Below are 20952 nucleotides of genomic sequence, written 5' to 3' on the forward strand. Positions count from 1 at the left end.
GCGGCAGCAGACTAGGGATCAAGCGGGAAACAACCCATGCGGGCCGGGCCGCCACTTCGTTACAGTGGCGGCCCGGCCCGCATTGGGCGAAAGACAAGCAGAAGGCCCTCGATGGACGCCATTCCCCACCAAGATCTGAAGCGCGGCATCGGCGCGCGGCAGCTGAGCATGATTGCCATCGGCGGCGCCATCGGCACCGGCCTGTTCCTGGCCAGCGGCGGCGCCATCGCCAATGCCGGCCCCGGCGGCGCGATGCTGGCCTACGCCATCATGGGCATGGCCGTGTTCTGCATGATGCAGTCGCTGGGTGAGATGGCCACGCAACTGCCGATCGCCGGCTCCTTCGAAGCCTATGCCGAGCGCTTCGTCGACCCGTCGCTCGGCTTTGCCTTCGGCTGGAACTACTGGTTCAGCTGGTCGATCACGCTGGCGGCCGAGTTCGTGGCCGGCGCGCTGATCGTCAAGTTCTGGTTCCCCGACAGCAACCCGACCTACTGGGCCATGGGCTTCTTCGTGCTGCTGATGGGGCTGAACCTGCTGTCGGTGAAGGCCTATGCCGAGGCCGAATACTGGTTCGCCAGCATCAAGGTGACGACGGTCATCATCTTCCTGTTCGTCGGCGCGCTGATGGTGTTCGGCATGCTGGGCGAGGGCAAGGCGGTGGGCTTCCACAACTGGGGCATCTCGGACGCGGCCAGCGGCAAGAGTGCGCCCTTCGTGGGTGGCCTGGCGGCCATCCTGGGCGTGTTCCTGGTGGCGGGCTTCTCCTTCCAGGGCACGGAAGGCGTGGGCCTGGCCGCGGCCGAAACCGAGGACCCGAGCAAGAACGTGCCCAAGGCTATCCACTCGGTGTTCTGGCGCATCCTGCTCTTCTATATCGGCGCCATCCTGATCATCGGCCTCTTGATCCCGTTCAACGACCCCAACCTGCTGCGCAACGACGAAGGCAGCGTGGCCTATTCGCCCTTCACCATCGTCTTCTCGCACATCCCGAAGGTCGGCTACTACGCGGCCAACCTGATGAACTTCGTGATCCTGTCGGCCGTGCTGTCGGCGGGCAACTCCTCGCTCTACGTGTCTTCGCGCATGCTGTACGCAATGGCCCACAGCCGCAAGGCGCCGCGCATCTTCGGCAAGGTCAATACGCGCGGCGTGCCGGTTGCCGCCGTCTGGGCCACCGGCCTCGTGGGCGCGCTGGCCTTCCTGGCCAGCGAGATCGGTGCCACCAAGATCTACCAGTTGCTCTACAACGCCTCGGGCCTGACGGGCTTCATGATCTGGCTGGGCATCGCCATCTGCCACCTGCGCTTCCGCAAGGCCTGGGTGGCGCAGGGCCGCCCCTTGAGCGAGCTGAAGTTCAAGGCGATGTTCTACCCCTGGGGCCCCTGGGCGGCGCTGGTGCTGTTCCTGATCGTGCTGTTCGGCGCCAATGCCTGGGTGTTCCAGGCCGAGCAGTTCAGCTGGTTCGACTTCATCAGCAACTACATGCTGATCCCGATCTTCGTGCTGCTGTACCTTGGGCACAAACTGATCAACAAGACCCGGGTCGTGCCGCTGAAGGACTGCAACTTCAAGATGGACTGATCGGTCCGACCATGAAAGAGGGGCGCCGCGGCGCCCCTCTTTTCATTGGCTCTTCGCCGCAGCCGCCATCAGCGCGCCAGTTCGGCCCGCATCTGGTCGATCACGGCCTTGTAGTCACCCTTGCCGAAAATGGCCGAGCCGGCCACGAAGGTGTCGGCGCCGGCATCGGCAATCTGGCGGATGTTGTCGACCTTGACGCCGCCGTCGATCTCGAGGCGGATGTCGCGGCCGCTCTTGTCGATGATCTTGCGGGCCGCTTCCAGCTTCTTCAGTGCGGACGGGATGAAGCTCTGGCCGCCGAAGCCGGGGTTGACGCTCATGATCAGCACCAGGTCGACCTTGTCGATCACCCACTCCAGCACATCCAGCGGCGTGCCCGGGTTGAACACCAGGCCTGCCTGCTTGCCCTCGGCCTTGATCAGCTGCAGCGTGCGGTCCACATGGGCGCTGGCCTCAGGGTGGAAGCTCACCAGGTCGGCGCCGGCCTTGCAGAAGGCCTGGGCCAGGCTGTCCACCGGCTGCACCATCAGGTGCACGTCGATGGGCGCGGGCGTGCCGTCGGGCTTGACCGAGTGCTTGCGCAAAGCCTCGCAAATCATCGGCCCGAAGGTCAGGTTGGGCACGTAATGGTTGTCCATCACGTCGAAGTGAATCCAGTCGGCGCCGGCCGCCAGCACGTTGCGGACCTCCTCGCCCAGGCGGGCGAAGTCGGCGGAGAGGATGCTGGGGGCGATGCGGTGGCTCATGGCTGCTTCAAAGGGGAAGTGAGCCCGCGATTTTAGGGGCGCTTGAATTTGCGCAAAGCCGCGTCGACCTTGGCGCGGGCATGGCAGCCCTCGGCGTGGTCGTTGACCATGCCCATCGACTGCATGAAGGCATGCATGGTCGTCGGCCCGACGAACTTCCAGCCGCGTTTCTTCAGGTCCTTGGACAAGGCCTTGGACGCGGCCGTCTCGGTCTGGCCCAGCACATCGGGCGTGGCCGCCGGCTCGAAGCGCCAGAGGTAGCGCGCCAATGAGCCCTCCTCCTCGATCAACTCCAAGGCCCGCTGCGCGTTGTTGATCGCCGCCTCGATCTTGCCGCGGTGGCGCACGATGCCGGCGTCCTGCAGGAGCCGCTCCACGTCTGCCGCGGTGAAGCGCGCCACCTTCTTGAAATCAAAACCGGCGAAAGCCTGGCGGAAGGCCACGCGCTTGGCCAGGATGGTGCGCCACGAGAGGCCCGACTGGAAGCCTTCCAGGCACAGCTTCTCGAAGAGGCGCTTGTCCTCGTCGACCGGGAATCCCCATTCCTGGTCGTGATAGTCGACATAGGGCGGCCAGTCGGCGCCGGCAGCGCACCAGCGGCAGCGCGGCGGGCCGCCGGCGGCGAGGTAGAGATTGGTTTGGTCGTTCATCGGTATTTGTCGCTGATGGCCTTGAGTTGCCCTTCGCGCTCGAGCTTCTGCAGTGCGCGCAGCAGAAGCCGCTCGACTGCGGCAGGCACCTTGCGCCCGACGGCCAGGAACTGTAGATCGGTCTGGAACACGGTCGCTGCGATGCGCAGCTTCTCACCCGAACGGAACTCGCGCAGATGGCGTTGCAGGTTGAGGTCCTGGCCGTAGACATGATCGGTGCGGCCCATGGCCAGCATCTGCAAGGCCTCGAAGTCGGAGGCGACTTCGGTCACCGCCACACCGGCCTCGCGCAGCGTGGCGGCCAGCACGGTGCCGCGGGTCACGACAACAGGCTTGTCCCGGCTGGCCGCCACCAGCTCGGCCAGGTCCCGGGGCTCGTCGCCGCCGTCCTGCCGCATGGCCACCATGTGCTGGATCCGGTACAGCGGCACGGGCAGGTAGCGCCACTGCTTTTCACGCTCAGCCGAACGGAGCAGGCAGAAGAACACATCGATCTCGCCCTGGGCGAGCATGATCTCGACCCGACGCAGCGGCGCCTGCTGGTCCAGGCCGCTGAAGCGCAAGCCGGGCTCGGCCTGCTCCACCGCGCGCAGCATCTCCATGCAGATGCCCGGCCGGTTGGCATCGCCCGGCGCGTACTTGGCCCTCGAATTGCTCTGTTGAACCGTGCGCAAGGTCGTGCCCTGCGCCGGCAAGGAACCCAGCAACGGGCCCAGCAAGGCGAGAGCGAAAAGCGCGAAGGCGATGGAGCGGCAGGACACGACCACCAGCATAACGGGCCAGCCATGTCCTCGCCCTAGAATGGGGCGCATGTCCTCCCCCCACTTCAAGTGCACGGTGCAGGTGCAGCCCCTGGCCGAGCAGACCGATGTCGAGCAAGGCCGCTGGGCCTACACCTATACGATCACGATTGCCAACGACGGCGACATCGCCGCACAGCTGGTGGCGCGCGAGTGGGAAATCATCGACAGCGAAGGCCGGCGCCAGCAGGTGCGCGGCCTGGCCGTCGTCGGCCATCAGCCCTTTCTGCAGCCGGGTGAGCAGTTCCAGTACAGCAGCTGGGCACATATCGCCACGCCTCACGGCAGCATGAAGGGCCGCTACCTCGGCGTGACCGAGAGCGCAGACGTGTTCTGGTCCGAGGTGCCCGAGTTTCTGCTGGCCGACAGCGCCAGCCTGCATTGACGGCCTAGATGGCAAGCCAAGGCGCCTGGGACCTCACCGCCCTGCTCAATGCGGCCGACCCGTCGGCCGCGCTGCCGCTGCGCAATCTGTGGCTGGCCCGGCTGCTGGAATGGCTGCGCCATGCGCCGCTTGAAAAGTCCGAGCCGCTCGAGCGCGGCGCGCGCCCGCTGCCGCTGTCGCGGCTGATCCACCTGCTCAATGTGCTGGAGCGCCACCCGGACCATGCCGCCAACGTGACTGGCGTGCTGGCCGGGGCCTGGCGCGACCTGGATGCCGTCGGCCTGTTTGCCGACGTGGGCTTTGCCTCGCGCATGGCGATGTGGAGCGAGGTGGGCCACCGCCTGCGCCTGCGCCTGCTGCCCGGCACCGTGGAAACCAAGGACCTCGGCGAACTCTTCGGGCTCCTGTTCCCTGATGCCGAGGACGAGGTCTGGCTGCGGGCGATGGACGACAAGCTGCTGCAGCGCCTGTCAGCGCTGTTCGTAGGCGCACTGCCCGATGTGGACTGGCGTGCCGCCCTGGTGGACGCCCTGACGATGCTGGTCAGCGCCATTCGTGCCGCCGGCTTCTCAGGCCCCTTGCGCCAGCGCATGGGCCCCGAGCTGCTGGCCAACAACCCCTTCGGCCAGCTGTCGCGTGCGGCCGAAGACCTGATCGACACGCTGAAGCGTGGCGACGCCGCCGAGCTGCGCCGCGCGCTGCAATACCTGCGCGCCCTGCTCGATGCCTGCCACGCCGCTGCGGCCTCGGTGCCCGAGCATCTGGAGGCCTGGGGCGTGTCGGTGGACATCATGTTCGAGGTCGAGCAATTGCTGGAGCGCGCGGCACGTGCCGAAGCGCTGCTCGATGTATTGGTGGCCGAGCAGCCGGCACGCGAGCTCTTGCAGCTGCTGGCCGGGCTGGTGCGCGTGGTGCATGAGCGGCGCAGCCTGCGCACGCTGTTCGCGCGCCACTACGCGCTGCTGGCCCGCAAGGTGGCCGAACGCAGTGCCCAGACCGGCGAGCACTACATCACCCGCAATGCCGCCGACTACCGGGACATGCTCTGGCGAGCAGCCGGCGGCGGCGCCATGATCGGCGGCACGACGCTGATCAAGTTCGCCCTGGCGGCGATGACGTTCTCGGCCTTCTGGGCCGGCTTCGCGGCGGGCGTCAATTACTCGCTGTGCTTCGTCCTGATCCATCTCCTGCACTGGACGGTGGCCACCAAGCAGCCGGCGATGACCGCGCCGGCCATGGCCCACAAGCTGCGCGACATCACCTCCGAAGAAGGATTGGAGGGCTTTGTCGACGAGGTCGCGAATCTGCTGCGCTCGCAGTTCGCCGGAATTGTCGGCAACCTGATTGCGGTGATACCGGTGGTGCTGGGCGTGCAATTGCTGGCCTGGCTGGCCTTCGGCGGACCGGCCGTCGGGCCCAAGGAGGCCGACTATGTGCTGCATTCGCTCAACTTGCTGGGTCCGTCGGTCTTCTTCGCCGCCTTCACCGGCGTGCTGCTCTTCCTCTCCAGCCTGATCGCCGGCTGGGTCGAGAACTGGTTTGTGTTCTACCGCCTGGACAGCGCAATTGCCTGGAACCCGCGCCTGATAGCGCGCCTGGGTGCAGCGCGGGCGCAGCGCTGGTCAAGCTGGTGGCGGGCCAATATCTCGGGCCTGGCGGCCAACACCTCGCTGGGCCTGATGCTGGGCCTGGTGCCGGTGGTCCTGGCCTTTTTCGGGCTGCCCATCGAGGTCCGGCACGTGACGCTCTCGACCGGCCAATTGGCGGCTGCCGTGGGTGCCTTGGGCGTGGAGATCTTCAAGCAGCCAGCGTTCTGGTGGTGCGTGCCGACGATCGTCTTGATCGGCATCCTGAACCTCGGCGTCAGCTTTGCGCTGGCATTCCTCGTGGCGCTGCGGGCCCGTGGCATTCAGGTGGCAGACCGTGCCCGGCTTCGCTCGGCCATATGGCGGCGCCTGCGCAGCCAGCCGCGCAGCTTTGTACTGCCGCCCAAGGAATGACGATGCTTATTCGTCGTCCGGCCGCTCGCCGCCCTTGCGGCCCGAGAACATGGTCCACCAGACGATGAACACCAGGACGAGCAGCGCGCACAGCGCTTCCAGCAAGATCAGACCCATGACGCATTTCCCCAAGAAGGCGGCGGCGATTCTAGGCCTCGTGCTGGCCGGCTGTGCCGCGCCGCCGGTGAGCTTGCCACCGCCCGTACCGGCCAAGCCAGCGCAGGTCGAGCCGCAGAAGCCGGCCGCCGCCGTGATGCAGCGCGAACGCTCGCGCTGGGTGGCCACCGAGTGGAGCGAGCTGCCCGGCTGGGGCAGCGACAAGGCGGCCGAGCTGTGGCCCGCGCTGGTGCGCGGCTGCGAGAAGCCGGCTGCCAGCTGGGCGGCACTCTGTGCTCAGGCGGCGCTAACCGAGCCGGGCGACGATCTCGCCACCGCCATGTGGCTGATGGAGCGGCTGCAGCCCTGGCGCATTGAAACCCATGAGGGCGAGCAGCAAGGCCTGCTGACCGGCTACTTCGAGCCCGAGCTCGAGGCCCGCCGGCAACGCAGCGACAACTTCCAGGTCGCCGTGCTGGCCGCGCCGCCGGACCTGCAGCAGCGTCGCCCCTATTTCACCCGCCAGCAGATCGACAGCGAGCCGCTGCGCAGCCGCATGCAGCCGCTGGTCTTCATCGAAGACGCCATCGACCTGCAAGTCTTGCAGTTGCAGGGCTCGGGTCGGGTCCGGGTGACCGAGACCAACGGCGAGCGGCGCTGGGTTCGCGTCGGCTTTGCCGGCCACAACGACCATCCCCTGACGCCCCTGGGCCGCTCGCTCGCCGTGATCGGCGAGTGGAGCGACGGCCCGGCTGCGCCGCGCCCGGCGGTGCGCGAGTGGGTCAAACGCAATCCGCAGCGGCTCAACGAGCTGATGTGGGCCAATGCCCGCTACGTGTTCTTTCGCGAGGAGCCGCTGCGCGACCCGCAGGCCGGTCCCCGGGGTGCGCAGGGCGTGCCCTTGACGCCCGGCCGCTCGGTGGCGGTAGACCGGCTTTCCATCCCTTACGGCACGGCCTTGTGGATGGACGGCGGCGATGCCGGCACGCGCCGCCTGGTGATGGCCCAGGACACCGGCGGCTCCATCATCGGCGCGGTGCGGGCCGACTACTTCACCGGCTGGGGTGCGGAGGCCGAGGCCGCAGCGATGAAGATCAAGCAGCCCTTGAAGCTCTGGGCACTGTGGCCAAGAGAGCGCTAGCCAGCCGGTCGTTCAGTCGACGACCTGCACGCCTTTCCAGAACGCCACCCGGCCCTTGAGCTCGGCGGCCTGCTCGGTGGGCTCGGGGTAGCTCCAGACCGAATCGGGATTGAACTCGCCGTTGACGAACAGGCTCTGATAATGCGCCTGCCCCTTCCAGCTGCTGCTGCGGTGGTTGCTGAAGCTCAGGTACTCCTTCTTCAGCGACTCGGCCGGGAAATAGTGGTCGCCGTCGACCACGACGGTGTCTGCGCTTTCGGCGATGACGACGCCGTTCCAGATTGCCTTCATCTTCAACACTCTCCTGCCTGCGGATTCTCCAAGACGTGAAACGTTACCACTGCCACCAGGGCAAAGACATCTTCGTCACCGCCGGCACCGCCCGCGAGCTGGCGCCCGGCGCCTTCGGCATCCTGGCCATCGGCGGCGGGGCCGAGGGCTGGTCGGTTGCGCACCGCGGCCCCGGCGGCGACGTGGTCGACCTCGGCGGCGAGTACTACTTCGGCACGCCGGAAGAGGCGCTGGAGTTCGTCAAGGAGTTGATCGATCTGATGCTGGGCGGCTGAGCAGCCCGTCCTGGAAGCGGTCGCCCTCCACGGACAGCGAATCATGACTTTGCTCACCGTGCCGTTCGGCGGCTTAGGAAATTCTTAAGCTAGGGCGAGCCAAGATTTAGGAATGCGGCAAGGCCCTGCTGCCTATCGTTGAGGCGTCGAAAACACCGACCCCTTCCGTCTCATCGATCCACCCCAGGAGCCCTTTCATGAACACCCCCCGCCACGACATCTACGCCTTCATCCACAAGGGCCTGCGCGCCTTCATGGCCCACACCTTGCTGCATGCCGGCCGCGTCGATGCCGGCGATCCGGCCGACGTGGCCGAGCTGCGCGAGCAGTGCGACGCGCTGCTGGACATCTGCGCCAGCCACCTGCACCACGAGAACGAAGTGATACACACGGCCATCGAGGCGCGCAGCCCGGGTGCCAGCGGCCGCATCGCCGACGAGCATGTGGAGCACCAGGAGGCGATCGCCCGGCTGCGTGCTCTGCTGCACCTGATCCCCGGCGATGCCGACGCGGCCCGGCAGCTCTACGTCGAGCTGGCCGCGTTCGTGGCCCACAACTACGAGCACATGGCCTACGAGGAAGGCACCCACAACGCCGCGCTCTGGGCCACGCACAGCGACGACGAGATCCGTTCGCTCGAGCACCGCATCGTGTCCAGCCACCCGCCCGAGAAGATGCAGGTCGCGTTGCGCTGGATGCTGCCGCACATGAATCCAGCCGAGCGCGCCCAGATGCTGGGCGGCATGCGGGCCGGCGCGCCGCGCGAGGCCTTCGAGGGCGTGCTGGCACTGGTGCGCCCGCTGCTGGGCGGCCGCGACTGGCGCAAGCTGGCCGACGCGCTGGCGCTCTGAGCCCTCAGCCCTCGGCCTCGACCAGCCGCAGCGGCCGCGCCACGCAGAGGCGGAACTGGCCGCGCCCGGTCTTCTCGAAGGCCAGCGACGGGCAGCGCTCGGCGAGCCGCCGCTGCAGAAGGATCAGCCGAGCTTCCAGGTTGTCGCTGACATCGGGCAGGCGCAGCTCGGGCGCCATGCGCAGCTCGCGGTTGGTGAACTCGCAGCGGCCGGCCTGGTACTCGCGCACGAGCTTCCACAGGATGGCGCCGGCCACGCCCTTGATCAGGTAGTCGCCGGCGACGAAGACACTGTCGTTGCCGGCGTAGTGGCGCAGCTCCAGCGGCTGGCCGGACGAGGGCGGCACGGGGCCGCCGGCCGGCAGCAGCACGGCCGTGGCCGCGCCGCATTCCGCCTGCTGCTGCAGCAGCGCGATCTGCAGGCCCAGCTGCGTGGCCAGCGCGACCAGGGCGTCCTCGTCGTCATAGCCGAAGCGCAAGTCCTGCGCGCTCTCCACGCACAGCACGCCCAGCAGCCGGTCGGCCAGCAGGATGGGCACGGCCAGCTGGCTGTGCGGCTCGGCCAAGCCGGGGAACGGGATCTCGGCCTCGGGCGCCGCATCGCCGCGGCCGGCCGAGCCGTAGAGGTATTCCGAGGTCATGTGGTTGATGCGTATGGCCGTGCGGTATTGCGCCGCCACGCCGATCACGCCCTCGCCGAGCTGGATCTCGCTGCCGATGCCACTGCTGGCGTAGCCGCGGCTGCCGACCAGGAACAGCCGGCGGCCGTCCTCGTCCGCCATCAGCAGCAGGGCCTGCTCGATGCCGAACTCGCCGGACAACTGGACCAGCAGCTGATCGAACAGCGCGTCCAGGTCGGTGCAGGCCGCCAGGCGCTCGCCGGACTGGCGCAAGGCGTTGAGCAGGTTGCGCTCCGGCGGCGGCCGCTTGAGCTCGGGCCCCGGCACGCGCTCGACCCGCAGCACGCGGTAGACGTCGGCACCCTGCAGCTTGAACACGCCCACCATGCCGACGTGCGAGGCGATGCCGGCCAGCTTGGCCTTGAGGCTCTGGAACAGCGCGCCGGCCGTCTCGGTGCGAAGGTACAGCAGCTCCAGCCGGTAGGCGGCCGCCGTCACGGGATCGATCACCAGGGCCGTGACCTGCGGATTGGCCAGCACGTTCTGGCGCGTCTTGCTGAAGAACTGGAAGGACAGGGCCACGTGGCGTGCATCCACGTACTGCATCTGCGACACGTAGGTGGCATTGGGAACGCCCTCGGCCGAGCAGGTGGCCACGGCCGCCGGAATCACCCCCTCCAGGCAACTGCGGATCGCGTCGAGCTGGACGGTCTCCATGCCCATCAGCCCTCCAGCGGCGCGCCGGCCTGAGGCCCGGGCGTCTGGTTGAAGGCCGCCTCGGGCGTGAAGCGCACCGCCATCAGGTCGGCGGGCGCGCGCCAGAACAGCGTGTCGACGAAGCGCTGGTCCCAGCCCATCGGGCCGAGGTCCTCGGCAAACAGGTCCAGGCTGCGGCGCACGGTGGCCAGGTCCTGGGCGGTGGCCGGCGCCATGCGGGCATCGTGCCCTTTGACCTGCACGGTCTGGTCGGTGCTGGGCTTGCTGAAGCAGACCGCGATGCGGCCGTTGCGGGCCAGGTCACGCGTCACCTGATCGGCGCCGTCGGCGAACAGCAGCACGGTGAGTTGGCCGCTGGCGGCATCAACCGTGCAGCCGGCCCCCTTGGCGATCGACGGCACCAGGCGCTCGCCACAGCCCACCACGGTGATGGACAGCCCGGACTGGATGAAGGCGGCGGTGGCTTCGGACAACATGATGGGCCGGGATTGTGGAGCCGGGCCCGGGCCGGCCGCAAGCCGGGTGTGACCATCGGTTGTTGCGCCGCTGCGGTCCAGAATCACCATTTCTCCCCAGCTGAGCGCCCATGAAATCTTCACCCTTCCTGATCGCCCTGGCCGCCGTCCTGCTGGCCGGCTGCGCCTCCATCCCGCCGGCCCGCCTGCAGTTGCCCGACGGTCTCGACGCCCGCAGCGAGGCGATGAACCTGGGACCATTCGGCCCTGGCCGCAAGGGTCAGGCCCAGATTGACGGCCGCGAACTGCGCTACGAGCGCAGCGCCAGCCGGCTCGATCTGTTCAAGGTCTACGCCAGCGACAAGGCCGCGCTGCGTTTCCAGCTGGCGGGCGTCGAGGCCGACTGCGGCGTGCGTCGCCGCGAACTGAGCGTGGCCGGCATCACGGCCAGCCAGCCCACGCAGGTGCACTGCCAGCTCAGCCCCTTGGTCGGCCTCGTCCTGAGGGCGGCGAGCTCCCCCGGCCGCGGCCTGGAGCCCCGGCCGGCCGGCGAGCTGGTGCTGACCGACGGCCGCAGGCTGCAGGTGCTGGCCTCGTTCCAGATCCAGGGCACGCCCCTGCCCAGCGGCGAGCCCATGGGCTACCTGTTCGCCGAGCAGGGCCGCGTGGTCGGCGCCATCGACACCAACAATCGCACGGCCTACCTGCCCAGGGGCGATGCCGCGCTGCGCGAGGCCTGCCTGCGCGCCGGCCTGGCGCTGTCGCTGCTCTGGATGCCTGACGATTGAGGCTCGAATGAGGCCTAGACTCTCCCGCTTCCAAGGGAGAGTTGGATGCACCAAGCAAGAGGCGACAAGCAGGCCGGCATCAAGCGCTGGCAAGACCTGGCACGCGGCCTGCTGGCGGCGGCAGCCTTCATGGCGGCGGGCGCGGCCCAGGCCGTGTCGGTCACCAGCGCCAGCCCCAGTGGCGAGGTCGCCCAGGCGACGCAGCTGCGCCTGCAGTTCAGCGAAGCGGTCGTGCCGCTGGGCGACCTGCGCCAGGCCGACCCGGCTTCTCTGCGCTGCGAAGGCAAGGTCGACACCAGCGGCTCCGGCCACTGGGCCAGCGAACGCGAATGGCTGTTCGAGCTGAACCAGCCGCTGCCCCCTGGCGCCGCCTGCCGCGTGTCACTCAAGCCCGAGTTCAAGCCCGGCGCCGAATGGACGGGTGCCCGCGAATTCCGCTTCCAGCTCGGCGCGCCATTTCTGCTCGATGCACGCCCCTGGAACTCCGCGCAGATCGCCGAGGACCAGCAGTTCCTGCTGCACTTCAACGGCGCGCCCGACCTGGCCAGCCTGGCTGGGCGGATCTGGTGCGAGGTTGAAGGCCTGGGTGAGCGCATGCCCGCCCAGCTGCAGCCGCTCGCCGCGCGCGATGCAGCGCTGAAGACCCAGAGCATCTGGGGCAACGAGCGCAAGGGCGAATGGCTGCTGCTGGCCTGCCAGCGGCCCTTGCCACCGGGCGCGCGCGTTCGCATCGTCTGGGGACGGGGCATCGCTGCCGCGCTGAACCCGGCCGTGCAAAGCCGCGCTGACCAGCACCTGCAATACAAGGTCCGCCAGCCGCTGACCGCCGAGTTCCATTGCACGCGCGAGCGGGCCGAGGAGCCCTGCATGCCCATCCTGCCGATGCGGCTGGATTTCAGCGAGCAGGTGCCTGCCGCGCTGGCACAGAAGGCCCGGCTCAAGCCGATCGGCGGCGGCCCGGAGATCGCGCCCGTCACCTCGAAAGGCGACGGCGCTGACAAAGACGTGAGGCAGATCAACTTCCCGACGCCGCTGCCGGAGAACCAGAGCTTCCAGCTGGTACTGCCGCCGGGCATGAAGGACGACGCGGGTCGGCCGCTTTCCAACGCCACGATGTTCCCGCTGACGGTGCGCACCGGCATCGCGCCGCCGATCGCCAAGTTCGCGGTCGCCAGCTTCGGCATCGTCGAGCGCGAGCCCGAAGGCCCGGCGCTTGTGCCACTGACGCTGCGCCATGTGCAGGGCGAGCTGCGGCCAGGCAGCAGTGCCGGCCAGATGCTGCGGCAGCGCTTCGACGGCAGCGACCTCGAGCTGCTGAAGGCCTATGCCCGCGTGCGCGAGCTGGGCAATGACGAATACAAGAGCCGCAAGGCGCCCATGCTCGACGCCAGGACGGCCAAGCGCATGGACCTGCCGGTGCTGCAGGGCGGCGACCCGCGGCCCTTCGAGGTGATCGGCGTGCCGATCAGCGAACCCGGCTTCCATGTGCTGGAACTGCGCTCGCAACGCTTGGGCCAGGCGCTGCTCGAACCGGTGGCGCCCATGTATGTGCGCACCAGCGTGCTGGTCACCAACCTGGGCCTGCATTTCAAGCTGGGTCGCGAGAGCAGCCTGGCCTGGGTGACGACGCTGGATCGCGCCCAGCCGGTGGCCAATGCCGACATCTCGGTGATGGACTGCCACGGCAAGCCGATCTGGCAGGGCCGCAGCAATGCGCAGGGTCTGGCACGCATTGACCGCCCGCTGAGCGAACGCATCTCGGGCGAACGATGCCCGGCCGACACCGGACTGTTCGTCACGGCCCGTGCCGGCGGCGAGCTGGCCTTCCTGTTCACGAGCTGGCAGCGCGGCATCGAGAGCTGGCGCTTCAACCTGCCGGTCAGCGACTACGAATGGTCGCCGGTGCGCACGCACACGGTGCTGGACCGCACGCTGTTCCGCGCTGGCGAAACCGTCTCGATGAAGCACTTCATCCGGATGGAGAACGGCCAGGGCCTGGCCATGATCAAGCCTGAAGACCTGCCCAGCGAGGTCGTGGTGAGCCACCAGGGCAGCGGGCAGGAGTTCAGGCTGCCGCTGACCTGGCAGGGCAATGGCCGCTCCGCCAGCAGCCAATGGGCGATACCGCCGGCCGCCAAGCTGGGCGCCTACTCGATCTCGCTGACCGGCAAGACCCATGGCGGCTTCGGCGGCACGTTCCGCGTCGAGGAGTTCCGCGTGCCCCTGGTCGATGCACGCATCAACGTGCCGGCCACCGTGCCGGCCGCGCCCCGGGAAATCAAGCTGGGCGCGCAACTGAACTACATGGCCGGTGGCGGCATGGCGCGCGCGCCATTGAAACTCAGCGCCCTCCTGCAACCGCGCGAAAGCGGCTTTGCCGGCTTCGAGGACTTCAGCTTCGCGCCGCCCCGCAGCGAGCAACGCGCGAACGATGAAGGCGACGAGCAGGACGCCAGCCAGCGCGCCGCCAGGCTGGTGGCCGACAAGCAGCCGGCCGTGACCGACGCCCAAGGCGCGGCCCAGCTGAGCATTGCCAAGCTACCGCCCCTGCAACAGCCCAGCGATCTGCTGGTCGAGCTGGCCTACGACGACCCCAATGGCGAGCGGCAGACCGTGTCGCGCCGCGTGCCGCTGTGGCCGGCCCGCGTGGTGGCCGGCATCAAGGCCAGCCACTGGGTGGGCAATGGCCAGCAATTGCGCTTCCAGGCGCTGGCGCTGGCCACCGATGGCAAGCCGCTGGCCGGCCAGAAGATTGTCGTGCGGGCCCGGCTGCAGCAATGGCTGTCGAGCCGCAAGCGCATGGTCGGCGGCTTCTACGCCTATGACAACAAGCTGGAGCGCAAGGAGCTTGGCGAGGTCTGCAGCGGCACGACCGACGCGAAGGGGCTGCTCACCTGTGAAGCCTCGCTCACCACGCCGGGCCAGGTCGAGCTGATCGCTCGCGCGCAAGACGCCGATGGCCATGCCAGCGAAGCCGCGGCACCGGTCTGGGTGACGCGCCAGGGCGAGTTCTGGTTCGCGCAGAACAACGACGATCGCATCGAAGTCATCACCGAGAAGCGGCGCTACGAGCCGGGCGAGACCGCCCGACTGCAGGTGCGCATGCCTTTCCGCGAAGCCACGGCCCTGGTGGCCATCGAACGCGAGGGCGTCATCGAGACCAGGCTGATGCAGCTGCGCGGCCGCGACCCGGTGATCGAGCTGCCGGTGGCGCGCGACTGGTCGCCCAATGTCTACGTGAGCGTGCTGGCCGTGCGCGGCCGCATCCGTGAGGTGCCCTGGTATTCGTTCTTCAGCTGGGGCTGGCGCAGCCCCTTGCAGTGGTGGCGAGACTGGCGCGCTTCCGGCGACTACCAGCCGCCCACGGCCATGGTCGACCTGGGCAAGCCGGCCTACAAGCTGGGCATTGCGGCATTCGAGGTGGGCCTGGCCCGCCATGAGCTGAAGGTCGAGGTGACGAGCGACAAGCCGCAGTACGGCGTCCGCCAGAAGGCCTTGGCGAAAGTACGCGTGACGCAGGATGGCAAGCCGGCGCCCGAGGCCGAGCTGGCCTTTGCGGCAGTGGACGAGGGCTTGCTGGCCTTGTCTGACAACGCCAGCTGGGACCTGCTGCACGCCATGCTGCCCAACCGGCCGCTGGCCGTCGAAACATCGACGGCCCAGGGCGAAATCGTCGGGCGGCGTCACTACGGCCGCAAGGCCATCGCGGCGGGCGGCGGCGGCGGCAAGGCCACCCGCGAACTGTTCGACACCCTCTTGCTGTGGAAGCCGCTGGTCAAGCTGGATGCCAAGGGCGAAGCGCAGATCGAGGTGCCGATGAATGATTCGCTGACCAGCTTCCGCCTCGTTGCCGTGGCCGATGCCGGCAGCCACCGCTTCGGCAGCGGCCATGCGGTCGTGCGCGTCAGCCAGGACCTGCAGATGCTGTCCGGCCTGCCGCCGCTGCTGCGCGAAGGCGACAAGCTGCAGGCGCAGATCACGGTGCGCAATGCCAGCTCCCGCGAGATGAAGCTGAAGGTCGCGCTGAAAGGCCAGGTCAACAGCAATGCCTTGAACGGCGAGATCGCACGCAGCGCGCTGAACCTGCCCGCACAGGAGCTGACCCTGGCCGCCGGCAGCGCCCGCGAGCTGAGCTGGCCGCTCGAAGTGCCGATGGGCGCCTTCAGCATCGCCTGGGAGGGCGAGGCCGTCGAGCTCGGCGGTGCGGCCCAGGACCGGGTCAAGCTGTCGCAGCTCGTCCAGCCCGCCGTGCCGGTGCGGGTCTTGCAAAGCACGCTGCAGCAATTGGACGCAGCACTGAGTATCCCGGTGGCCTCGCCGGCCGATGCGCTGGCTTCCAACGGCGTCAAGCGCGGCGGCCTGCAGATCGGCCTGCAGCCACGGCTGACAGGCGCCTTGCCGGGCCTGAAGCGATTCTTCGAGACCTATCCGTACAGCTGCCTGGAACAACTCAGCTCCAAGGCCATGGCGCTGCATGACGATGCTCGCTGGAACGCCTTGATGGCCACGCTGCCGACCTATCTGGACCGTGATGGCCTGGCCAGCTATTTCCCGATTGGTGCGGGTGAGCGGCCGATCGGCAGCGACCGCCTGACCGCCCATCTGCTGGCTGCGGCCCATGAGGCGGGCCGTGTGCTGCCGGAAGACGCCAGGCAACGCATGCTGGACGGCCTGGCCGGCTTCGTCGAAGGTCGGGTGCAGCGCCGCTTCTGGGCGCCGCGGGCAGACGAGGACGCACGCCGTCTCGCCGCGCTGGAGGCACTGTCGCGTTATGGCCGTGCCAAGGCCTCGCTGCTGGCCACGGTCGATTCCGGGCGCATCAACACCTGGCCCACGGCGACGCTGATCGACTGGCTCAATCTGCTGCGCCGCCTGCCCGACCTGGCACAGCGCGACGTCAAGCTGGCCGAGGTCCAGGCCCAATTGCGCAGCCGCATCAGCTATGCCGGGTCGACGCTGCGCTTCGTCAACGAGGAGCAGGACAACTGGTGGTGGCTGATGGAGAGCCCCGATGCCAACGCCGCTCGCCTGATCCTGGCAGTGCTCGACGAACCGGCCTGGAAGGCCGAGTTGCCGCGCCTGCTGCAAGGCCACATCTCCCGGCAGCAGCTCGGTGCCTGGCAGACCACGGTGGCCAATCTGTGGAGCGTGCTGGCGCTGGAGAAGTTCTCGGCCCGCTTTGAGTCGGTCAAGCCCACGGGACGCAGCGTCGCCCAACTGGGCACGCAGCAGCGCGTTCTCGAATGGGCCAGGCAGGCCGAGGGCGGCTCCTTGATGCTGGCCTGGCCCGAGCAGGCCGGGCCCTTGCCTTTGCAAGTGAAGCAGGAAGGGGCCGGCAAGCCCTGGCTGACGGTGCAGAGCCTGGCCGCCATCCCGATCAAGGCGCCGCTCAATGCCGGCTACCGCATCACTCGCAGCGTCCAGGCCATCGAGCAGAAGGACAAGGGCCGCTGGAGCCGTGGCGACGTGATGCGGATCCGGCTGGAGATCGATGCCTCGGCCGACATGAGCTGGGTCGTGGTGAACGACCCGGTGCCTGCCGGTGCCAGCCACCTGGGCACCGGCCTCGGCCGTGACTCCGTCATCGCCACGCAAGGCGAGAAGCGCGAGAGCAACGAATACAGCGAGGCCTGGGTGGCCTACGAGGAACGCGGCTTCGAAGCCTGGCGCGCCTATTACGCCTACCTGCCGCGCGGCAAGCACGTGATCGAGTACACCGTGCGGCTCAACAGCGCCGGCCGCTTCCAGATGCCGGTCAGCCGGGTCGAGGCCATGTATGCGCCGGAGCGCTTCGGCGAGTTCCCCAACGCCACGCTGGAGGTCGGTCCTTGAAGCAGCGTTTGCTCGGCCTTGCGCTCCTGATCGCGGCGGGCCTGGCGCAGGCCCTGCCCACGTTCGAGCAGGTGCGGGCCGGCCACAAGACATCCGACAAGGTGCTGCTGGATCGCCGCGGCGAGCCATTGCAGCTGCTCCGTCTGGACAAGCGGCAACGCGCGCTGCCCTGGGTGCCTTTGGCCCAGTATTCGCCGGCCTTGCTGCACGCCTTGTTGCTCAGCGAAGACCGGCGCTTCTATGAGCACAGCGGCGTCGATTGGGGTGCTGTGGCCGCCAGCGCCTGGGGCAATCTCTGGAACCAGCGCACCCGCGGCGCGTCGACGCTGACCATGCAACTGGCCGGACTGATCGATGACGAACTGACCCGGCCGCAGCAAGGCCGCAGCGGCGCGCAGAAGCTGGGCCAGGCCTGGACGGCCCGCAAGCTCGAAGGCACATGGAGCAAGGCGGAGATCCTCGAGGCCTACCTGAACCGCGTGCCCCTGCGTGGCGAGCTGGTGGGCGTGCCGGCCGCCGCACGGCTGCTGTTCGACAAGAGCCCGGCCGCGCTCGATGCCAGCGAATCAGCCTTGCTTGCAGCGCTCTTGCGCGCACCCAATGCGCGCCCCGCCCTGGTCGCCCAGCGCGCCTGCGAGCTCTTGAATCTGCAGCCGGCCCGCAAGCCCGATTGCCCCGGCCTGGAGATGCAGGCAGCGGCAGCCTTCGCGCGCCGGCCCCTGCCCTTGCCCGGCGAGCATCTCGCGCCTCACTATGCCCGCCTGGCGCTGAAGGCCGATGGCCCCAACAGCCAGCGCAGCACGCTCGATGCACGGCTGCAGCGCGTGGCCGTCCAAGTACTGAAGCAGCAATTGATCGAGCTGCAGGGCCGCAATGTCGAGGATGGCGCTGTCATCGTGCTCGACAACGCCACAGGCGAGGTGCTGGCCTGGGTCGGCTCCAGCGGCGCCGAGTTGTCGAGCGCGGCCGAGGTCGACGGCGTGCTCGCCAGGCGCCAGCCGGGCTCGACGCTCAAGCCCTTTGTCTACCAGCTCGCGCTGGAGAAGAAGCTAATCACGGCGGCCAGCCTGCTGGACGATTCGCCGGCCCAGATCAGCACCGATGCCGGGCTCTACCTGCCGCAGAACTACGACCGCGGCTACCGTGGCTGGCTCAGCGCGCGCTCGGCACTGGGCAACAGCCTGAACATTCCGGCCGTCCGCGTTGGCACCATGCTGGGGGCCGACATGCTGGCTGCCCGCCTCAATGATTTCGGCCTGGGGCTGGAACAGGGCGGCAGCTACTACGGCGCCTCGCTGGCGCTGGGCAGCGCCGAGGTGAACCTGCTGTCACTGACGAACGCCTACCGGGCACTCGCCAACGGCGGCGTCTGGAGTGCCGTTCGCCTGCCCGCCAGGGAGCTCAAGCCAGCACGCCGCGTGGCCGATGCCGCCAGCACTTTCATCGTCGCCGACATCCTGGCCGACAACAACGCCCGCGCCCTCACCTTCGGCATGGGCAGCGTGCTGTCCACCAGCGGCTTCGCGGCCGTGAAGACGGGCACCAGCAAGGACATGCGCGACAACTGGTGCCTCGGCTTCAGTGATCGCTACACGGTCGGCGTCTGGGTCGGCAATGCCGGCGGCGAGGCGATGCACGATGTGTCCGGTGTCAGCGGCGCGGCGCCGGTCTGGCATCAGCTGATGCACTACCTGCACCAGGGCCGGCCCTCCAGGCCACCGAAGGCGCCGGCCGGCCTCACGCAACAACTGGCGCGCTTCGACGGCACGCAGGGCGAGCCGCCCCGCCAGGAATGGTTTGTGCGCGGCACCGAGCTGGCGCGCGTGAGCCTCGTGGCGAACGCGCCGCGCGGCATCACCAACCCGCGCGACGGCGCCATCTATGCGCTCGACCCGGACATGCCACCGGCCGCGCAACGCATCGTCTTCGAGGGCGAGGCCGGCCAATGGCAGCTCGACGGCAAGCCGCTCGGTCGTGGCACGTCGGTGCGCTGGGCGCCGACGCCGGGCCGCCACCAGCTGGCCCTGCTGGACGCCCGGGGTCAGGTCTTGCAGAAGCTAGGCTTCGAGGTGCGCGGTGCCATCCTGGTGGCGCGCGCCCAGACTGGCAAGGAGAAAGCACGATGAGTTCAGAGATCGCAGTGAAGGCCCTGATCTTCGACGTCTTCGGCACCCTGGTCGACTGGCGCGGCAGCATTGCGCGCGAGGCCCGGCAGGCGCTGGAGCCGCTGGGCCTCACGCTTGACTGGCCGGCCTTCGCCGATGCCTGGCGCGGTGAATACCAAGGGGCGATGGAAGAGGTGCGCAGCGGCCGCCTGCCTTTCAGCAAGCTCGACCGCCTGCATCGCCGCAACCTCGACATCGTGCTCACGCGGCTGGGTGTCGACGGCCAGGTGGACGAGGCCGTTCGCGCCAGGCTCAACCTCGCCTGGCATCGGCTCGATGCCTGGCCTGACGTGGAGGCAGGTTTGCAGGCGCTGCGCCGGCACTACCTGCTGGCACCCTGCTCCAACGGCAATATCTCGCTGATGGTCGATCTGGCCCGGCGCAATGGCTGGCATTGGGATGCCATCCTTGGCGCCGAGCTGGCGCGTGACTACAAGCCCAAGCCCACCGTCTATCTGCATGCCTGCGCCGCGCTCGACCTGAAGCGCGAGCAGGTGCTGATGGTGGCCGCGCATTCATCCGACCTGGCTGCGGCCGCCGCCGCCGGCCTGCGGACCGCGCACATTGCGCGACCGGACGAAGCCGGCACTGGCCTGGGCGAAAGCGCGCCCCGCGTGCCGGTGGACTTGGCGGTGACCGATCTGCGCGAGCTGGCGTCAGCGCTCAGCCGCTAGGGTCAGCGACTCAGATCAGGCCGTGACCCAGACCTTGCGCACGGTCTCCAGCGTGCGCCAGGTGCCCAGATAGCCCGGCTTCATGATGAAGCAGTCGCCGGCCCGGTAGGTGATCGGCTCATGGCCGTCTTCGGTGATCTCGGCCACGCCCGACAGGATGTAGCAGAACTCCCAGGTCTCGCCCTTGATAGAGCGGTTGGTGCCTGGCGTGGATTCGAAGACGCCGGCGCGCACCTTGCCGTCCTTGGCGCTGTCGACGTCCCAGTTGCGGCAGATGATGTCGCCTTCGAGCACGCGGTCGGCCGGCGGCCGGTATTCGCGGGGTTCACCGAGTTGGTCGAGCTTGAAAGTGACGAGCAGGGAGGACATGGAGCAGGCCTTTCGGGCAGGGATCTTGAGACCCTTGAATGCTAGGCAAGGCCGCTGCCAGGCGGGTGCCGAAGGCGTGGCCCGCAACGGCGGCTTGTTTGCGATTGAGGGCGGCTGGCAGCGCAATCTGCCGCCAGCCTTCAGCTTTCATCCGCAGGCCGCGATGGCATCGATCTCTATCAGGTAGCCGTAGTGCAGCTCCGGCACCGGCACCACGCTGCGCGCCGGCCTGGCATCGCCCATCACCTCGGCATAGACGGCGTTGAAGCGCGGCCAGTGGGCCACGTCGACCAGGTAGGCCGTCACTTTCAGCAGGTCGCCAAAGTCCGCATCGGCCGAGCGCAGTGCGGCGCGCAGGTTGGCGAGCGACTGCCGCACCTGGTCTTCGAAAGGCAGGTCGGCCGTGTGCGTGCCGTCGGGCCGCGCGCCGAGCTGGCCGGAGATGAAGACCAGATTGCCGTGGCGCACGGCATGGCGGTAGTGGCCGCCGGGAGGGGCAATGGCTGTGCTCATG

The 20952-nt window shown here is 68.5% G+C and carries 18 protein-coding genes; 10 read left to right on the plus strand and 8 right to left on the minus strand.

Annotation, left to right across the window (positions count from 1 at the left end; all coding sequences use genetic code 11):
- The first annotated feature begins 111 nt into the window (after window positions 1–111).
- Window positions 112–1584, plus strand: coding sequence for an amino acid permease (locus tag ABT392_RS17430; protein ID WP_334279380.1), 1473 nt, complete (start codon window positions 112–114; stop codon window positions 1582–1584).
- Between the two features lie 68 nt (window positions 1585–1652).
- On the opposite strand, the gene rpe is transcribed toward ABT392_RS17430, so the two are convergent.
- The 3 genes from rpe to ABT392_RS17445 are packed head-to-tail and all read right to left on the minus strand — an operon-like array spanning window position 1653 to window position 3753.
- Window positions 1653–2330 (minus strand): ribulose-phosphate 3-epimerase, encoded by a 678-nt coding sequence (gene rpe, locus ABT392_RS17435; protein ID WP_395385106.1) that lies wholly within the window; start codon window positions 2328–2330, stop codon window positions 1653–1655.
- Between the two features lie 32 nt (window positions 2331–2362).
- The gene (locus tag ABT392_RS17440) at window positions 2363–2980 is read right to left on the minus strand and encodes a DNA-3-methyladenine glycosylase I (protein ID WP_334279382.1); all 618 of its coding nucleotides are present in this window, start codon (window positions 2978–2980) and stop codon (window positions 2363–2365) included.
- Window positions 2977–3753 (minus strand): substrate-binding periplasmic protein, encoded by a 777-nt coding sequence (locus tag ABT392_RS17445; protein ID WP_395385105.1) that lies wholly within the window; start codon window positions 3751–3753, stop codon window positions 2977–2979. Before ABT392_RS17445 ends, ABT392_RS17440 begins: the two co-directional genes overlap by 4 nt.
- Before the next feature lie 37 nt (window positions 3754–3790).
- Here ABT392_RS17445 and apaG point away from each other — a divergent pair, with 37 nt between their 5' ends.
- From apaG to mltA, 3 genes are all read left to right on the plus strand, one after another.
- Complete coding sequence (gene apaG, locus ABT392_RS17450) at window positions 3791–4165, plus strand: Co2+/Mg2+ efflux protein ApaG (protein WP_334279385.1); 375 nt, start codon at window positions 3791–3793, stop codon at window positions 4163–4165.
- 8 nt (window positions 4166–4173) lie between these two features.
- Complete coding sequence (locus tag ABT392_RS17455) at window positions 4174–6165, plus strand: site-specific recombinase (protein ID WP_395385104.1); 1992 nt, start codon at window positions 4174–4176, stop codon at window positions 6163–6165.
- 115 nt (window positions 6166–6280) lie between these two features.
- Complete coding sequence (gene mltA, locus ABT392_RS17460; RefSeq protein WP_395385103.1) at window positions 6281–7402, plus strand: murein transglycosylase A; 1122 nt, start codon at window positions 6281–6283, stop codon at window positions 7400–7402.
- 12 nt (window positions 7403–7414) lie between these two features.
- On the opposite strand, the gene ABT392_RS17465 is transcribed toward mltA, so the two are convergent.
- Entirely contained in the window at window positions 7415–7693 is a 279-nt protein-coding gene (locus tag ABT392_RS17465; RefSeq protein WP_334279388.1) for a DUF427 domain-containing protein, read from the minus strand.
- A 35-nt stretch (window positions 7694–7728) separates the two neighbouring features.
- Between ABT392_RS17465 and ABT392_RS17470 the strand changes: the two genes are divergently transcribed.
- Both ABT392_RS17470 and ABT392_RS17475 read left to right on the plus strand, forming a co-directional pair.
- Complete coding sequence (locus tag ABT392_RS17470) at window positions 7729–7968, plus strand: hypothetical protein (protein ID WP_334279389.1); 240 nt, start codon at window positions 7729–7731, stop codon at window positions 7966–7968.
- Between the two features lie 197 nt (window positions 7969–8165).
- A complete protein-coding gene (locus ABT392_RS17475; RefSeq protein ID WP_334279390.1) occupies window positions 8166–8819 on the plus strand; it encodes a hemerythrin domain-containing protein in 654 nt (217 codons plus the stop codon).
- Window positions 8820–8823: 4 nt separating this feature from the next.
- Here the strand turns inward: ABT392_RS17475 and ABT392_RS17480 are convergent, their stop codons facing one another.
- Together ABT392_RS17480 and ABT392_RS17485 are read right to left on the minus strand one after the other, a co-directional pair.
- Window positions 8824–10161 (minus strand): GAF domain-containing protein, encoded by a 1338-nt coding sequence (locus tag ABT392_RS17480; RefSeq protein WP_395385102.1) that lies wholly within the window; start codon window positions 10159–10161, stop codon window positions 8824–8826.
- Window positions 10161–10631, minus strand: coding sequence for a hypothetical protein (locus ABT392_RS17485; protein WP_334279392.1), 471 nt, complete (start codon window positions 10629–10631; stop codon window positions 10161–10163). Before ABT392_RS17485 ends, ABT392_RS17480 begins: the two co-directional genes overlap by 1 nt.
- Window positions 10632–10741: 110 nt before the next feature.
- Between ABT392_RS17485 and ABT392_RS17490 the strand changes: the two genes are divergently transcribed.
- Genes ABT392_RS17490 through ABT392_RS17505 form a run of 4 tightly spaced genes read left to right on the plus strand, consistent with a single transcriptional unit; the run spans window position 10742 to window position 20069 of the window.
- A complete protein-coding gene (locus tag ABT392_RS17490) occupies window positions 10742–11398 on the plus strand; it encodes a hypothetical protein (protein ID WP_334279393.1) in 657 nt (218 codons plus the stop codon).
- Window positions 11399–11443: 45 nt separating this feature from the next.
- Window positions 11444–17230, plus strand: a complete 5787-nt coding sequence (locus ABT392_RS17495; protein ID WP_395385099.1) for an alpha-2-macroglobulin family protein — start codon at window positions 11444–11446, stop codon at window positions 17228–17230.
- On the plus strand, window positions 17227–19356 hold the full coding sequence (gene pbpC, locus ABT392_RS17500; protein ID WP_395385098.1) for a penicillin-binding protein 1C: 2130 nt from the start codon (window positions 17227–17229) through the stop codon (window positions 19354–19356). The genes ABT392_RS17495 and pbpC overlap by 4 nt, the downstream gene beginning before the upstream one ends.
- Window positions 19353–20069: a haloacid dehalogenase type II gene (locus ABT392_RS17505; protein WP_334279396.1), complete on the plus strand. Its 717-nt coding sequence runs from the start codon at window positions 19353–19355 to the stop codon at window positions 20067–20069. The genes pbpC and ABT392_RS17505 overlap by 4 nt, the downstream gene beginning before the upstream one ends.
- A gap of 15 nt (window positions 20070–20084) precedes the next feature.
- On the opposite strand, the gene ABT392_RS17510 is transcribed toward ABT392_RS17505, so the two are convergent.
- Both ABT392_RS17510 and ABT392_RS17515 read right to left on the minus strand, forming a co-directional pair.
- Window positions 20085–20438, minus strand: a complete 354-nt coding sequence (locus ABT392_RS17510; RefSeq protein ID WP_334279397.1) for a cupin domain-containing protein — start codon at window positions 20436–20438, stop codon at window positions 20085–20087.
- Window positions 20439–20585: 147 nt separating this feature from the next.
- Window positions 20586–20951, minus strand: a complete 366-nt coding sequence (locus tag ABT392_RS17515; RefSeq protein WP_334279398.1) for a RidA family protein — start codon at window positions 20949–20951, stop codon at window positions 20586–20588.
- Between the last annotated feature and the right edge of the window lies 1 nt (window position 20952).

Origin of the sequence: Paucibacter sp. JuS9 (assembly GCF_044043925.2) — a bacterium.
Classification (GTDB): Bacteria; Pseudomonadota; Gammaproteobacteria; order Burkholderiales; family Burkholderiaceae_C; genus JAUASW01.